15 protein-coding genes and 1 pseudogene are annotated in these 13,393 nt (G+C 74.3%); 9 read left to right on the top strand and 7 right to left on the bottom strand.

The window, feature by feature from the left end:
• Positions 1-21: 21 nt before the first annotated feature.
• Positions 22-258 (bottom strand): annotated as a pseudogene (locus ACFVXH_RS24035) (phosphatase PAP2 family protein); the annotation flags it as partial.
• Between the two features lie 34 nt (positions 259-292).
• Here ACFVXH_RS24035 and ACFVXH_RS24030 point away from each other — a divergent pair.
• Both ACFVXH_RS24030 and ACFVXH_RS24025 read left to right on the top strand, forming a co-directional pair.
• On the top strand, positions 293-472 hold the full coding sequence (locus ACFVXH_RS24030; protein ID WP_380740177.1) for a hypothetical protein: 180 nt from the start codon (positions 293-295) through the stop codon (positions 470-472).
• A 314-nt stretch (positions 473-786) separates the two neighbouring features.
• Positions 787-1,383, top strand: a complete 597-nt coding sequence (locus tag ACFVXH_RS24025) for an alpha/beta hydrolase (RefSeq protein WP_387827034.1) — start codon at positions 787-789, stop codon at positions 1,381-1,383.
• A 524-nt stretch (positions 1,384-1,907) separates the two neighbouring features.
• Here the strand turns inward: ACFVXH_RS24025 and ACFVXH_RS24020 are convergent.
• Genes ACFVXH_RS24020 through ACFVXH_RS24010 form a run of 3 tightly spaced genes read right to left on the bottom strand, consistent with a single transcriptional unit; the run spans position 1,908 to position 3,887 of the window.
• Positions 1,908-2,324, bottom strand: a complete 417-nt coding sequence (locus tag ACFVXH_RS24020) for a type II toxin-antitoxin system VapC family toxin (protein ID WP_387827031.1) — start codon at positions 2,322-2,324, stop codon at positions 1,908-1,910.
• Complete coding sequence (locus tag ACFVXH_RS24015) at positions 2,321-2,614, bottom strand: type II toxin-antitoxin system Phd/YefM family antitoxin (RefSeq protein WP_387827028.1); 294 nt, start codon at positions 2,612-2,614, stop codon at positions 2,321-2,323. Before ACFVXH_RS24015 ends, ACFVXH_RS24020 begins: the two co-directional genes overlap by 4 nt.
• 31 nt (positions 2,615-2,645) lie before the next feature.
• Positions 2,646-3,887, bottom strand: coding sequence for an MFS transporter (locus tag ACFVXH_RS24010; RefSeq protein WP_387827025.1), 1,242 nt, complete (start codon positions 3,885-3,887; stop codon positions 2,646-2,648).
• Between the two features lie 78 nt (positions 3,888-3,965).
• Here ACFVXH_RS24010 and ACFVXH_RS24005 point away from each other — a divergent pair, with 78 nt between their 5' ends.
• Together ACFVXH_RS24005 and ACFVXH_RS24000 are read left to right on the top strand one after the other, a co-directional pair.
• A complete protein-coding gene (locus ACFVXH_RS24005; RefSeq protein WP_074000745.1) occupies positions 3,966-4,328 on the top strand; it encodes a MerR family transcriptional regulator in 363 nt (120 codons plus the stop codon).
• Between the two features lie 61 nt (positions 4,329-4,389).
• Positions 4,390-5,238 (top strand): alpha/beta fold hydrolase, encoded by an 849-nt coding sequence (locus ACFVXH_RS24000; RefSeq protein ID WP_387827022.1) that lies wholly within the window; start codon positions 4,390-4,392, stop codon positions 5,236-5,238.
• Between the two features lie 175 nt (positions 5,239-5,413).
• Here ACFVXH_RS24000 and ACFVXH_RS23995 read toward each other — a convergent pair whose 3' ends face one another.
• Positions 5,414-6,934, bottom strand: a complete 1,521-nt coding sequence (locus tag ACFVXH_RS23995; protein WP_387827019.1) for an MFS transporter — start codon at positions 6,932-6,934, stop codon at positions 5,414-5,416.
• A gap of 111 nt (positions 6,935-7,045) precedes the next feature.
• Here ACFVXH_RS23995 and ACFVXH_RS23990 point away from each other — a divergent pair, with 111 nt between their 5' ends.
• Complete coding sequence (locus ACFVXH_RS23990; RefSeq protein WP_074000746.1) at positions 7,046-7,924, top strand: helix-turn-helix transcriptional regulator; 879 nt, start codon at positions 7,046-7,048, stop codon at positions 7,922-7,924.
• A gap of 43 nt (positions 7,925-7,967) precedes the next feature.
• Here ACFVXH_RS23990 and ACFVXH_RS23985 read toward each other — a convergent pair whose 3' ends face one another.
• Entirely contained in the window at positions 7,968-8,357 is a 390-nt protein-coding gene (locus tag ACFVXH_RS23985; RefSeq protein ID WP_049657058.1) for a hypothetical protein, read from the bottom strand.
• Complete coding sequence (locus tag ACFVXH_RS23980) at positions 8,354-8,929, bottom strand: hypothetical protein (RefSeq protein WP_117487701.1); 576 nt, start codon at positions 8,927-8,929, stop codon at positions 8,354-8,356. The genes ACFVXH_RS23985 and ACFVXH_RS23980 overlap by 4 nt, the downstream gene beginning before the upstream one ends.
• Positions 8,930-9,064: 135 nt before the next feature.
• Here ACFVXH_RS23980 and ACFVXH_RS23975 point away from each other — a divergent pair, with 135 nt between their 5' ends.
• From ACFVXH_RS23975 to dusB, 4 genes are all read left to right on the top strand, one after another.
• On the top strand, positions 9,065-10,279 hold the full coding sequence (locus ACFVXH_RS23975; RefSeq protein WP_380740172.1) for a histidine kinase: 1,215 nt from the start codon (positions 9,065-9,067) through the stop codon (positions 10,277-10,279).
• The gene (locus tag ACFVXH_RS23970; protein WP_074000749.1) at positions 10,267-10,914 is read left to right on the top strand and encodes a response regulator transcription factor; all 648 of its coding nucleotides are present in this window, start codon (positions 10,267-10,269) and stop codon (positions 10,912-10,914) included. The genes ACFVXH_RS23975 and ACFVXH_RS23970 overlap by 13 nt, the downstream gene beginning before the upstream one ends.
• Positions 10,915-10,916: 2 nt before the next feature.
• A complete protein-coding gene (locus ACFVXH_RS23965) occupies positions 10,917-11,732 on the top strand; it encodes a DUF4097 family beta strand repeat-containing protein (RefSeq protein WP_387827014.1) in 816 nt (271 codons plus the stop codon).
• Positions 11,733-11,916: 184 nt separating this feature from the next.
• Positions 11,917-13,086 carry a tRNA dihydrouridine synthase DusB gene (dusB, locus tag ACFVXH_RS23960; protein WP_387827011.1) on the top strand — a complete coding sequence of 390 codons (1,170 nt, stop codon included), beginning with the start codon at positions 11,917-11,919 and terminating at the stop codon, positions 13,084-13,086.
• The last annotated feature ends 307 nt before the right edge of the window (positions 13,087-13,393 follow it).

Raw genomic sequence — 13,393 nt, 5'->3', positions numbered from 1 at the left:
GCCGAGCGCGGCACCGGCGATCACGTCGTGCGGGTAGTGCACCCCGGCCGCCACCCGCAGCGCGGCCGTGGCGCCGCCGACGGGTATGACCAGCAGCGCCCAGCGCGGGCGCAGCAGCACCAGCCCCGTGGCCAGCGCGACCGCCAGGATGGCGTGGTTGCTGGGGAAGGACCAGTCGCCCGGCGGCGGACACGCGGCGACCGCCGTGCCCGGCAGCCCGGTGAGCGCCCGGCAGGGCCGCTCCTCGTCGAGGACCACCTTCAGCACCTCGCTCGCCCCGTAGGCCAGCACCGTGCCCAGCCCGACCAGCGCCACCCCCGCGACCACCCCGGTGGCCCGCCGGGCCCGGGCCGTCCACCAGCAGAACGCCAGCAGGAGACCCAGCACCAGCAGCCCGACCTCGGTGGCCGGCTCCAGCAGCGAGGCCACCGCGTGCGGGGCCTCGCCGACGGCCTCCGCCACCCGCCGGTAGCCGCCGGTCGACCACCCGGCCGACACCGGCCCCGCCCCGCCACCCCGCTCCGGCGCCAGCCACGCCACCACCCCGGCCCCCGCGCAGAGCAGGGCCACGGCGAGGACGGGCCTGGGCCTCACTCCGGGTTTGGCCCTGGGCCTGGCGATGACCCTGGTGGCGCCGGTCTGCCTCGAATCCCTGTCCGTGTACGTCATGGTCCGGACGGTAGAGGCCGAGACCCCCTTGGCACCCGACCCGAAAGTCAAGCAATGCCCCTGACGATGGTCAGGGTTGACATCACGTCACAGCGACTGGCCACGTACCCTGCGCCCATGCCGGATCCCTCCCCGCTCGTCGTCCCCACCCGCTTCGACGGAGCCCCCGACCGTGTCGCGCTCGTCGTCCCGGGTGTCGGGTACACGCCCGCCAGGCCCCTCCTCCACTTCGCCCGCTCGGTGCTCCTCCGGCACGGCTGGACGGTCCAGGAGCTGTGGTGGCAACTCCCAGACGATTTCCGGGCGTTCGAGCCGGAGGACCGGACCGCCTGGGTCGAGCGGCAGGTCGCCGAGGCCGTCGACGCCGAGCGCGGCGCCTGCCGCCTGCTCGTCGGCAAGTCCCTGGCCTCCTTCGCCTGCGGCGTCGCCGCCGACCGCGGCCTCGCCGCAGCCTGGCTGACCCCCGTCCTGACCTCCGAGCCGGTCGCCCGCGCCCTCGCCCGCGCCGAAGCCCCGACCCTCCTCGTCGGCGGCGGCGCCGACAAGCTGTGGGACCGCCGGATCGCCGGATCGACCGGACACGAGGTCCTGGAAGTACCCGCCGCCGACCACGGCTTGGAGCTGCCGGACGACCCCCTGGGCTCGATCGACGTCCTGCGGCAGGTCACCTCCCGCCTGGACCGCTTCGTCGCCTCTCTGGCGACGGGGGCGTAGGGACGGAAGCCCTGCGGGGCAGAGACCGCCGTGGCCGGGCCGAGCCGCTGCTACCGGTGCGGCCGCACCGGCTTCGCAAGCCCGGCCGTCGGTCGCCGGGCGACCGGGGCTGTCCGCAGGGGAGCCTGTTCGTGTCGCATACCGGGATCCAAGGGGATCGGCTGCCGCGGGAGCCCGGCTTCGGCTCGGGCATGACCTGCCGGCGCCGACCGCGGGGACCGGCACCAGGCCAGGGAGCGGCCGCGCCCGGCCGCTTGAAGCATCACGTGGTCACCGCCGGCCGGGGCACACCGCCGGCCACCGCCACGACGTCACCCGGCTGCTGCCGCTGCCGTACGCGATTCCGCGCATCCACGGGAAGACCGGTCGGCCGCGCCAACGGCCGTGGCGGTTGTTCCCCGACCGCGGCTACGACGTCGACAGGTATCACTGCCTGGTTTCGTGGAAGCGCGGCAGCGAGCCGGTCATCGCCCGCCGGTGCCACCGTCCGGCGCCGATGTGGCCAAGGGCGCCCGGATGCCCGCTTACCGGGAGTCGGTCGGCCGTCCGGGCGCGACCACTGGCAGGTCTCGCTCCTCGGCTGCGTCGGCCAGGCGCTTGTCGTAGGTGACGAAGGCGGTGAGCGCGTGCTCGAGGTGCTCGGCAGTGGCGAGGTGGATGGCGTCGAGGGTGCGGAGGTGTCGGGTGGGGGACTGGCAGGCGGCCCTGAGGACGGGTTCGGAGAGCCGGATGCGGAGAAGCCGGTCGAGCAGGTCCACCGATGCGTCCAGCAACTCCTGTGGTGCGCCGACCCGGATCAGCGCGCGCGGCACCTCGACCTGGGCCAGCGCGCTGGTCGCGTGGCCCTCGGAGCCGTGCGAGGAGAGGAACGTGCGCAGTGCGGTGGATTCGTCGGCAGGTACCAGAAGCCTGAGGATCGCGCATGAGTCGAGGTAGATCAATGGCCTTCCTCCTCCCGCATGGCGTGCAGGGCGTTGGCGGCCGACGCGAGCCCGGCGCCGGATTCGGGCAACGTCCAGTCGGCCAGGCCACGCGCGGTGGCGGCGTTCTCGGGGGCGATCGTGCCGTCTCGAACGAGGTCCTCCAGCACCCGCTGTTCCGGGTCGGGCGGCGCGAGGACGGCGATCAGCCGCCCGTTGCGGGTGATCTCCACGCGTTCGCCGGCCGCGACCCGGTCGATCAACTCGCTGGCGTGCTGCTGGAGCTGTCGGATGGGGACTCTGGCTGCCATACGACTCACGGTAGAGCCAAGCGTGCGGCGATCACGAGGAATGTGCGTCGATTTCACACGAACGAGTGCCGCCATGCCCCGGGAACCCGTGCCGGCGCCCGCCGATGGTGGTGGCGAGGGCGGCGGCCAGCAGGACGAGGGCGGACCAGGGCAGGGCGGTCGGCCCGGCGTGGTCGAGGAGGAGGCCGCCGGCCAGGCCGCCGACGGCGATGCCGAGGTTCCAGCAGGTGACGAGCAGCGACTGGGCGATGTCCCCGGCCGGGCCGGCCGCGTCGGCGACGGCGGTCTGGAGGAGGGTGGCGGCGCCGCCGAAGCCGAGGCCCCAGAGTGCGGCGGCGGCGTAGGCGGGCCGGCCGGTCGAGCCGAGCAGGGCGGCGGTGAGGAGCAGGGCCGCGGCCGCGAGGAGGACGGAGGCGGCGATGGTCAGGGGGCGCAGGTACCGGTCGATGAGGGCGCCGGTGCCGAGGATGCTCACCAGCGAGGACAGTCCGATGACGAGCAGGACGGTGTCCGTCCGGCCGTCGAGCCCCAGCGGCGCGAGCAGGGCGGCGACGTACGTGTAGAGGACGTTGTGGGCGAGCACGAAGGTCGCGGTGACGGCCAGGACGGTGGCCACGCCCGGCGTCCGCAGTACCCGTCGGACGGGGACGCGGGCCTGGTCGGCGCGGCCGGGCAGTGGCGGGAGCGCGAGCAGCATCCAGCCGGCCAGTGCCACGGCGATCACGCTCATCAGCCCGAAGGTGACCCGCCAGCCCACCAGGCCGGCGAGCAGGGTGCCGGCGGGTACGCCCACCGACAGGGCGACGGTCGAGCCGGCCATGGCGACGGCCATCGCCCGTCCGCGCTGCTCCGGCGCGACGATGCCCCGGGCGTACCCGGCCAGCAGTGCCCAGAGCAGTCCCGCGACCAGGCCGGCCGCGAACCGGGCGGCCATGGTGAGCGGGTAGTCGGGTGAGACGGCGGTGACGGCGTTGGCCGCGGCGAAGCCGCCGACGGCGACCAGCAGCAGGCGCTTGCGCGGCAGGCGGCCGGTGACGGCGGTCAGCGGGATGGCGGCCGCGATGGAGCCGACGGCGTAGAGGGTGACGGACTGCCCGGCGGCGGACTGGCCGACGCCGAGGTCGGCGCTCATCGCGGGCAGTACTCCGGCGGGCAGGGCCTCGGTCATGATCGTGACGAATCCGGCGGTGCTCATGGCCAGCAGTGCGGGCCAGGGCAGCCTCGGGGCGGGGGTCACCGGCTGTGCGGGGGTGCGGAGTTCGGGAGTGGGCATGGGCCCGATCGTCTATCGTTGACATTCGTGTCAAGGTCCAGCCGGGATGGCGCCGGCCAGGGGTGAGGGTGGTCACACATGCGCATCGGCGAGCTCGCCCGGCGGGCGGAGACCACTCCGCGCCTGCTGCGCTACTACGAGCAGCAGGGGCTGATCACACCGCGCCGTGAGGCGAACGGCTACCGCGCGTACGACGAGTACCTCGTGGACCGGGTGCTGCAGATCCGCGGGCTGCTGGACGCGGGGCTGCCGACCCGGATCATCAAGCAGATCCTGCCCTGCCTGGACGCCCCGCGGACGATCCACTTCGCCGACGCCACACCGGAGATGCTCGCCACCCTGGAGTCCGAGACGGACCGGATGACCCGCCGGATCCTGTGCCTGACGCGCAACCGGGACGCCATCCGGGAGTACCTGGACGTGGTCAAGGGCCTCTCCTGATCCACCACCCGAACTCGACGGCTTGACCTTGCCACGGGTGTCAGGGTTGGACGCTGCCGTCATGACCGACACGACCGACCTGAACGACGCCGTCGCCGCGACCGACACGACCGTCGCGACCGCCCCTGCGATCCACCACACCGCCTTCGGCGACGGCACCCCGATCGTCCTGATCCACGGCTACACCGTCGACCACCGCGTCCTGCTCCCGCTCGAACCCGCCTTCGCCGACCGCCCCGGCTGGCGGCGCCTCTACGTCGACCTCCCCGGCCACGGCGCCAGCCCCCGGCTGCCGGGCCCGACCTCGGCGGCCGCCCTGGCCGAGGTGCTCTCCGAGTGGATCGAGGCCCAGGTCGGCGGGCGGCCCTTCGCCGTGGTCGGGCAGTCCTTCGGCGGCCAGCTGGCCCGGGCGGTGACCGCGCGCTTCGGCGAGCAGGTGCTGGGCTCGGCGCTGCTGGTGCCGGTGGTGCGCTGGGGTGCCGACCGCGACCTGCCGGAGGAGTCCGTGGTCGAACGCGACGAGGACCTCCTCGCCCGGCTCCCGGCGGCCGACCGCGACCTGTTCCGGTACGTCATGGCCCGCCACACCGGCCCGAGTTGGGAGCTGTTCCAGCGGTACGTCCGGCCCGGCTGGGAGGCGCACGACCGGGCGGCCGCCGCCGAGCTCGAAGCCGACTTCCTGCTGCCGCACTGGCCCGAGCACCGGGCCGCGCGGCACCGTGGCCGCCACCTGCTGGTCACCACCCGGCAGGACGCCCTGGTCGGCTGGCGCGACCAGCTCGCCCTGCTCGACCACTACCCCCGGATGGCCGCCGCCGTCCTCGACGGGGTCGGCCACAACCCCCAGGTCGAGGCCGCCGGCACCGTCCGCACGCTGGTCGGCCGCTGGCTCGACGCACTTCGGCGCTGAGGGCCGGCCCCGGGAACGCCGACGGCCCCGCGACCGGTCGTACCGGTCGCGAGGCCGTCCACCGCCGTCGCAGGAGCCCGGAGCCCGGAGCCAGGAGCTCGGAAACCGGACCTGGAAGCAGGAGCCCGGAGCCCAGAACCTGGAAACCGGCCCCCGGAGCCCCCGGAGCCACGGCTCAGCCGATGGAGCGGGGCAGGCGGGTGGTCAGGTACAGGATGGTGAAGGACCCGAGGAGCTGGATGCCCAGGCAGAGGGCGAGCGCGCGGTCCATGCCGAGGACGGGGGAGAGGGAGAGGTAGAGGGTGCCGAGGGTGGCGACGCCGAGCGCGAGGCTGGACTGCTGGCCGGTGGCGAGGACGCCGCTGCCGACGCCGGCCCGGGCGGCGGGTACCTTGGCGAGGACGACCCGGAACAGCGGGGTGCCGATCAGGCCCTGCCCGATGCCGGCGAGGGCGACGCCCGGGGCCATCCGCAGCGGGGAGAAGTGCGACCAGTCGGCCAGGACGGTCAGGGCGAGGGTGGCGAGGCCGGTGGCCTGGACGACGGCGCCCGCGCTGAGCACCCGGCTGCCCCAGCGGCCGATCAGCCGCGGGCCGGCGAGCGAGGCGGAGAAGTAGCCGACGGCCATCGGGACGAGTGCCCAGCCGGCCGCGACCGGGCCGAGCCTGAGGCCCTGCTGGAGGGCGACCGCGATGACGAACATGAAGCCGCCGAAGCCCGCGAAGTAGGGGAGCGCGATGCCGAGGCCGCGCCGCATCTCCGGGATGCGCAGCAGGGACGGCGGCACCAGCGGGGTGTCCCCGCGCCGCTCGGCGCGCCGCTCGACGACACCGAAGGCGACGGCGAAGACGGGGAACAGCGCCAGCAGCACCCAGGACCAGAGCGGCCAGCCGGCGGCCCGGCCCTCCATCAGCGGGACGAGCAGGGAGAGCAGGGTGGCGGTGAGCAGGACGGTGCCGGGGACGTCGACCCGGGCGGCCGTGGTGGACCGGCTCTCCGGGACGTAGCGGACCGCGAGCACCACGGCGAGCAGCGCGAACGGCACGTTCAGCAGGAACACCGAGCGCCAGCCGGTGCCGAACAGGTCGGCGGCGACCAGCATCCCGCCGAGCACCTGCCCGATCACCACCGAGATCCCGCCGACGGCGCCGTAGACGCTGAGCGCGCGGCCGCGCCGGGCGCCCTCGGTGGCGGCGGTGATGGTGCCGAGCACCTGCGGGATCAGCAGTGCGGCCGAGGCGCCCTGGGCGGCCCGGGCGGCGACCAGGGACCACGCGCCGGGGGCGAGGCCGCAGGCCAGCGAGGTGAGGGCGAAGGCGACGGCGCCGATGACGAAGAGCCGGCGGCGGCCGTAGCTGTCGCCGAGGCGTCCGCCGAGGACGAGCAGGACGGCGAAGGCGATGCCGTAGCCGGCGGCGACCAGTTCCAGGACGGCGGGTCCGGCGGCCAGGTCGTGGTCGATGGTGGGCAGGGCGACGTTGACGATGAAGAAGTCGAGCATCGGCAGGAAGGCGCCGAGCAGGACGGTGACCAGTCCGGCGGTGCCGAGGGTGGCGGCGGGACCGGTGGAGCCGGTGGCGGGACCGGCGGGACCGGTGGAGCCGGCCGGCCCGGTGCCGGAGGTACGGGCGGCCGCGCTGCCCGGGGTGGTGGCGGTGCGGCTCGATGCGGGGGCGACGGTGAGTGGTTGGGTCACGGCTCCTACGATCCGCCGCGCCGTACCCTGGTACCAGAGTGTGGTTATCCAGGTATAAGAAGTACCTGGCAACAGGCTTACGGCTGGCGCATGCTGGGGAGCATGAGCCTGATGACCCCCGCCGCGCAAGACGCCGCGCACAGCGCCGCACAGCGCCGGAGCGCCCCCGGCGAAGCCCGTCGGCACGAGCTGGCCGCGTTCCTGCGCAGCCGCCGGGAGCGCCTCGGGCCCGAGCAGGTGGGCCTGCCGATGACCGGCCGCCGCCGGACACCGGGGCTGCGCCGGGAGGAGGTCGCCCAGCTCGCCGCGGTCGGGGTGACCTGGTACACGTGGCTGGAGCAGGCGCGGGACATCCAGGTGTCCGCCCAGGTGCTGGACGCGGTGGCCCGGGCGCTGCTGCTGGACCCGAGTGAGCGCGCCCACCTGTTCACCCTGGCCGGCACGGACGACCCGGCGCCGGTGAAGGAGTGCCCCTCGGTGACCCCGAGCGTGCGGCTGCTGCTGGAGCGGCTGGCACCGTACCCCGCCGTGGTGCTCAACTCCCGCTACCAGGTGCTGGCGTACAACGCCCAGTACACCGCGGTCGTCGGCGACCTCGACCGGATGGCTCCCGAGGACCGGAACCTGATGTGGATGGCGTTCACGCCCTCGCAGTTCCGCGAGGTGCTGATCGACTACCGCACCGAGCGCCTCGGCATGGTGGCCCGGTTCCGCTCGGCGATGGCCGACCACAGCTCGGAGCCGGCCTGGAAGGCGCTGCTGGCCCGGCTGCTCAAGGCCTCTCCGGACTTCGCGGAGGTCTGGCAGCGGCACGACGTGATGCGGCCGGGCAACGGGATCAAGCGCTTCCAGGTGCCGGACGTCGGGCTGCTGCGCTGCGAGTACACCAACTTCTGGCTCAGCCCGCAGCTGGGGACACGGATGATCACGTACACCCCGCTGGACGACGAGACCCGCGCGCTGATGGACCGCCTGCCCACCGGGGCCTAGGGAGTTCCTCGGGCTCGCGTCGGCCGGGCGGCGTCGACGTGCCTCAGCCCCGTACCGCCGCGTCCCGCCCGAGCCGCAGGCACACCACGGCGAGCGGCAGTTCTATGCAGGAGGCCATGACCAGCGCGGCGAGCACCGCGTGGCCCGGCCCGGCGCAGGCGATGTCGGCCAGCGCGTCCCCGGTGAGCAGCAGGGCCACCGCCGCGCCCGCCCACAGCGCGGCGGGGCTGCGGCGGCGCAGCAGCGCGTCCAGCGAGAGCAGGGCGGCGAACTCGGTGAGGTCGAGCACGACCCACGGGGTCTCGTGGCAGACGGCGAGGACCGCCAGCCAGGGCAGCAGCGCGACCGCGGCCAGGACCGGGACCTGGGCGAAGCGCGCGGGCAGGACGGACGAACGGGCGGGGCCGAGGGCAAGGGCGAAGGTGCCGCTCACGCCGCACCCCGGCCGCGCTCCCGGACCCGCTCCAGCGGCAGCCGCTCGGCGGCCCCGCCCGCCGTGTGCTCGACCCGCACCGCGTCGAACGGCCCCTCGGCCCAGGCGACCCAGAACCGGTCGGCCACCGTGACCGCCTCGGCCGTCGAGCACACCCGGCGGAAGGGCCGCCGCCCGGTGAACACCACCGCGGGCGCCGTGCCGTCGGCCGCCAGCCGGCCCCAGGCCAGCACGTGCCGGCTCCGCCCGGCGGAGGGGCAGTGCCGGGCCCCGCGCAGCAGGTGCGGGGTGAGCCGGGCGGCGACCAGGACATCGGCCAACTCCCCGTACTGGTACAGCTCCAGTGCGGCGCGGCCGCGGCCGGACGCGACGCAGCGGACCGACCAGGGGCCGGCCCCGGCGGGCAGCGCGCCCTCCGGCAGCTCCCCTTCCTGCAGCGTCTCCTCCGGCAGGGCTCCTGCCGGCAGCGCCCGCTCCGGCAGCGCCTCCTGGGCCGCCGCCGCTCCGGCGGCACTCCCGGGGCCGGGCCGCCCGTGCGGCGGAGTGGCGGAGTGCGATGCAGTGCTCGTCATGCCCTCAAGCCTTCCGCCCGGACCCCCCTCCTGTCGGTGGTGCTCCACACCGAATCGGGGGTGTAGCTAGCTACACCCCCATCGGGAACCCCCCTTCATGGCGGCTCGTGATCACCGGGCCCTACGCTGTCGGCCATGCCCTCCACCACGTTGCGCCGAGCGTTCGTCAGGAGCCTCCGGCGCCCCCCGTGGTCGCCCGAGGTCTGGCGGGACGTCCGCTTCACCGCCGCCGGGATACCCGTGGCGCTGCCGGTCTGGCTGGCCGTCACCGAGTCGAAGCTGCTCTTCCCGGTGCTCGCCGCCGTCCTGCTCTGCACCCACCCGCTGACCGCCGTCCAGCGCGGCCGGCTGCGCGCCCTGTACGGGGTGGAGGTGCCGCGGCTGCGCCCGCCGACGGGGCGCCGGGTCTGGCTGCTCGGGGTGACCTGGCGCCAGGTCCTCCACCACCTGGTGGCCGGCCCGCTGCTGGCGGCGGGCGCCCTGGTGGTGCTGTACGCCTGGGCGGCCGCCGTGGTGCTGGCCACCGTGTACGGCTGGATCTGGCTGCTGCCCGCCGGCACCGCGCTGCGCACCGGCCTGGCCGGGGAGGACGTCCTGCTCACCCTCGGCGGGGTGCTGCTGCTGGCGGTGCTCCCGCTGTCGGGCACCCAGCTGGCCCGGCTGGAGGTGTGGGTGGCCCGGCGGCTGCTCGGCCCGGACCGGGCGGAGGCGCTGGAGCGGCGGGTCGAGGAGATCGCCGAGAGCCGGGCCGGCCTGGTCGACGCGGTGGACGCCGAGCGCCGCCGGATCGAGCGCGACCTGCACGACGGCGCCCAGCAGCGGCTCACCTCCCTCGCGATGAACCTGGGCCTGGCCCGGCGCACCCTCAAGGACGTGCCGCCCGAGGTGATGCAGGTGATCATCGACGCGCACGAGGAGGCCCAGGCGGCCATCGACGAGCTGCGCGACCTGGTCCGCGGCCTGCACCCCGCCGTCCTGGAGGACCGCGGCCTGGACGCGGCGCTGTCCGGCATCGCCGCCCGGGCCCCGCTGCCGGTGCACCTGGACGTCGACCTCTCCGAGCAGATCGCCCCGACCGTCGAGGCGGTCGCCTACTTCACCGTCTCCGAGGCGCTCACCAACGTGGCCAAGCACGCCAGGGCCCGCCGGGTCGACCTCTCGGTGCGGACGACCGGCGGCCGGCTGCGCCTGGTCATCAGCGACGACGGCGTGGGCGGCGCGGACGCCTCGCGCGGCACCGGGCTCACCGGTCTGCGCAAGCGCGCCGCCTCGGTCGACGGCACGATGTCCGTTCTCAGCCCCCTCGGGGGCCCCACCACCATCACCGTGGAGTTGCCGTGCGCGCTGTGATCGCCGAGGACTCGGTCCTGCTGAGGGTCGGCCTGGTCAAGGTCCTGGAGGCGGTGGGCTTCGAGGTCGTGGCCGCCGTCGGGGACGCCACCGAACTGCTGGCCGCCGTCGAGGAGCACCGCCCGAAGGTGGTGGTGGCCGACGTCCGGATGCCCCCGGGCTTCAGCGACGAGGGGGTGAAGGCGGCGATGGTGATCCGCCGGCAGTGGCCGGACACCGCCGTCCTGCTGCTCTCCCAGTACGTGGAGGAGCGCTACGCCGCGGACCTGCTGGCGACCAACACCAGCGGCGTCGGCTACCTGCTCAAGCAGCGGGTCGCCAACGTCGACGACTTCGTGGACGCGCTCCAGCGGGTCGCCGAGGGCGGCACCGCGCTGGACCCGGAGGTGGTCGCCCAGCTGCTGGTGCGCCGCCGGCACCGGGACCCGGTGGAGAAGCTGACCCCGCGCGAGCGCGACGTGCTCGCCCTGATGGCGGAGGGCCGCTCCAACGCGGCGATCGCCGGCTCGCTGGTGGTCAGCGACAGCGCGGTGGCCAAGCACATCAACTCGATCTTCACCAAGCTCGAACTGCCGCAGGCCGAGGACAGCCACCGCCGGGTGATGGCGGTGCTGCGCTTCCTGGAGGTCGGGTAGCGGTGAAGGGGGTGAAGGGCTGGCGGGCCACCGGGACGCTCGTGATCGTCCTGGTCATGATCGGTGCCGGACTGCAGACCTGGTCGATGGCGGTGCAGCAGCGCACCAGCAGCAGTCGGCCGTACGACGAGGAGATCCACCGGGTCCAGCTGGAGACCGGCCCCGCGTCGGTCCGGGTGCGGGCCGGACGGGAGGGCCACGTGGTGGTCCGGCAGAGCCTGGACTGGCTGGTGCGCAAGCCGGTGGTGTCCGCCGTCTTCGACAAGGGCGTGCTCACGGTCGGGATGCACTGCCGGCTGGTCCTGCCGTTCGTGGACCTCGGCTGCGGTGCCGAGATCGAGCTGGAGGTGCCGGCCGCGACCGAGGTGTCCGGCTCGGTGACCTCCGGCTCCGTCCAGGTGGAGGGCCTGAGCGGGGACGTGAGGCTGGACCTGACCTCCGGCCAGCTGCTGCTGTCCGACACCTCCGGGAACGTGACCGTGCACGCCACCTCCGGTCTGGTGCAGGGCACCAACCTGAGCGCCCCGCGGTTGACGGCGCAGCTCACCTCGGGCTCGGTGCAGCTGAGCTTCGCGAGGGCTCCGCGCGAGGTGGACGCCACGGCCACCTCCGGCTCGGTGGAGATGAGCCTGCCGAAGGACAGCCGGTACGCCGTCTCCAGCGAGGTCGGCAGCGGCAACGGCCGGATCGACCCGGGGCTGGCGGACTCGGCGAGCCCGAACCGGGTGCACGCCGCGGTCACCTCCGGGTCGATCTCCATCGCTCCGGCGCCGGCCTCGTCGGCGCCCACCGCCCCGGCGGCTCCGTCGGCCCCGTAGCGGAGGCGGCCCGTTCCGGAGGCGTCCGGCCGAGGAGGTGGCCGGTAGCGGAGGCGGCCGGTAAGGGGAGGCGGCCGGTGGCCGAGGCGCCCCGTAGCGGGGGAGCCCCGGCGCGGGCGGAGGCCGCTCACCCGGGTGGGGGACAATGGAGAGTCCCGTCCCCACCACCCGAGGTCAGCCGCGCATGACAGTCACGCCCGCACCCACCGCGTCCGGCACCGAGTTCGCGCCGCTCGACATCGGCCCGATCCAGGTGTGGCCGCCCGTCGTGCTGGCGCCGATGGCCGGCATCACCAACGCGCCGTTCCGCACCCTGTGCCGCGAGCAGAGCGGCGGCAAGGGGCTGTACGTCTCGGAGATGATCACCACCCGGGCGCTGGTCGAGCGCAACGCCAAGACCATGCAGCTGATCAAGTTCGACCCGAGCGAGAAGCCGCGCTCCATCCAGCTGTACGGGGTGGACCCGGTGACCGTCGGCAAGGCCGCCCGGATGATCTCCGAGGAGGGCCTGGCCGACCACATCGACCTCAACTTCGGCTGCCCCGTCCCCAAGGTCACCCGCAAGGGCGGCGGCTCGGCGCTGCCGTACAAGCGCAACCTGCTGCGCGAGATCCTGCGCGAGGCCGTCGCCAACGCGGGCGACCTGCCGGTGACCATGAAGATGCGCAAGGGCATCGACGACGACCACCTCACCTACCTGGACGCCGGCCGGATCGGCGCCGAGGAGGGGGTGGCCGCGATCGCCCTGCACGGGCGCACCGCCGCCCAGCACTACGGCGGCACGGCCGACTGGTCGGCGATCGCCCGGTTGCGCGAGTCCGTCCCGGCGCACATCCCGGTGCTGGGCAACGGGGACATCTGGTCGGCCGACGACGCGCTGCGGATGATGCGCGAGACCGGCTGCGACGGCGTGGTGGTGGGCCGCGGCTGCCTGGGCCGGCCGTGGCTGTTCAAGGACCTGGTCGCGATCTTCGAGGGCGACGTGGACTACGCCCGCCCCGACTTCGGCTACGTGGCCGCGGCGATGGTGCGGCACGCGCAGCTGCTCGGCGAGTGGCTGGGCGACGAGGCGCGCGGCGTGATCGACTTCCGCAAGCACGTGGCCTGGTACACCAAGGGCTTCTCGGTCGGCTCCGAGCTGCGGGTGCGGCTGGCCGGCTCCTCCTCGTTGGCCGAACTGGCCGAAACCCTCGCCCAGGTGGAGCAGTCCCAGGGCTGGCCGGACGGTGCGGACGGCCCGCGCGGGCGGACCAGCGGCAACAACCGGGTGGTCCTGCCGGAGGGCTGGTTGGACGATCCGTACGACTGCGCCCGCCCGGGTGTTGACGCCGAATCGGACACCTCCGGCGGATGATCTGTACGACCTGGCGAAAATGACCCGTTCGGGTCGATGGCCACCCGGTCCCAGCCCTCTTGTCCATCCTGGACAAGAGGGCTCCTTTTCGGCGTCCGAACATCACGGAGCGGGCACGTTTCTGGACGCAGTGCGACGATCGGCGCAGGCGCTCTACGTTCGACCGCTGAGACGCTCTGGTGACGCTTGCCACACGCGGTGGGGGCTGACGGCCGGTCAGTGGACGAAATGGACAGGTCGGCTGTGAATCGCTTCCCGAAGTCGGTCGACCGGTGATCGGGCGATCCGGGTGCAGGAAATCAAGCCG

The sequence above is a fragment of the Kitasatospora sp. NPDC058184 genome (genome assembly GCF_042883725.1).
Lineage (GTDB): Bacteria > Actinomycetota > Actinomycetes > Streptomycetales > Streptomycetaceae > Kitasatospora.
The sequence above is the reverse complement of the archived record's forward strand: the minus strand, read 5'-3'. Positions and strand labels throughout refer to the sequence as shown.

Bases quoted from the DNA above. Each gene is read 5' to 3' on its own strand.
- ACFVXH_RS24025 (WP_387827034.1), top strand. From the start codon at position 787: ATGCCGGATCCCTCCCCGCTCGTCGTCCCCACCCGCTTCGACGGAGCC.
- ACFVXH_RS24015 (WP_387827028.1), bottom strand. From the start codon at position 2,614: ATGGCAGCCAGAGTCCCCATCCGACAGCTCCAGCAGCACGCCAGCGAG.
- ACFVXH_RS24010 (WP_387827025.1), bottom strand. From the start codon at position 3,887: ATGCCCACTCCCGAACTCCGCACCCCCGCACAGCCGGTGACCCCCGCC.
- ACFVXH_RS24005 (WP_074000745.1), top strand. From the start codon at position 3,966: ATGCGCATCGGCGAGCTCGCCCGGCGGGCGGAGACCACTCCGCGCCTG.
- ACFVXH_RS24000 (WP_387827022.1), top strand. From the start codon at position 4,390: ATGACCGACACGACCGACCTGAACGACGCCGTCGCCGCGACCGACACG.
- ACFVXH_RS23990 (WP_074000746.1), top strand. From the start codon at position 7,046: ATGACCCCCGCCGCGCAAGACGCCGCGCACAGCGCCGCACAGCGCCGG.
- ACFVXH_RS23980 (WP_117487701.1), bottom strand. From the start codon at position 8,929: ATGACGAGCACTGCATCGCACTCCGCCACTCCGCCGCACGGGCGGCCC.
- ACFVXH_RS23975 (WP_380740172.1), top strand. From the start codon at position 9,065: ATGCCCTCCACCACGTTGCGCCGAGCGTTCGTCAGGAGCCTCCGGCGC.
- dusB (WP_387827011.1), top strand. From the start codon at position 11,917: ATGACAGTCACGCCCGCACCCACCGCGTCCGGCACCGAGTTCGCGCCG.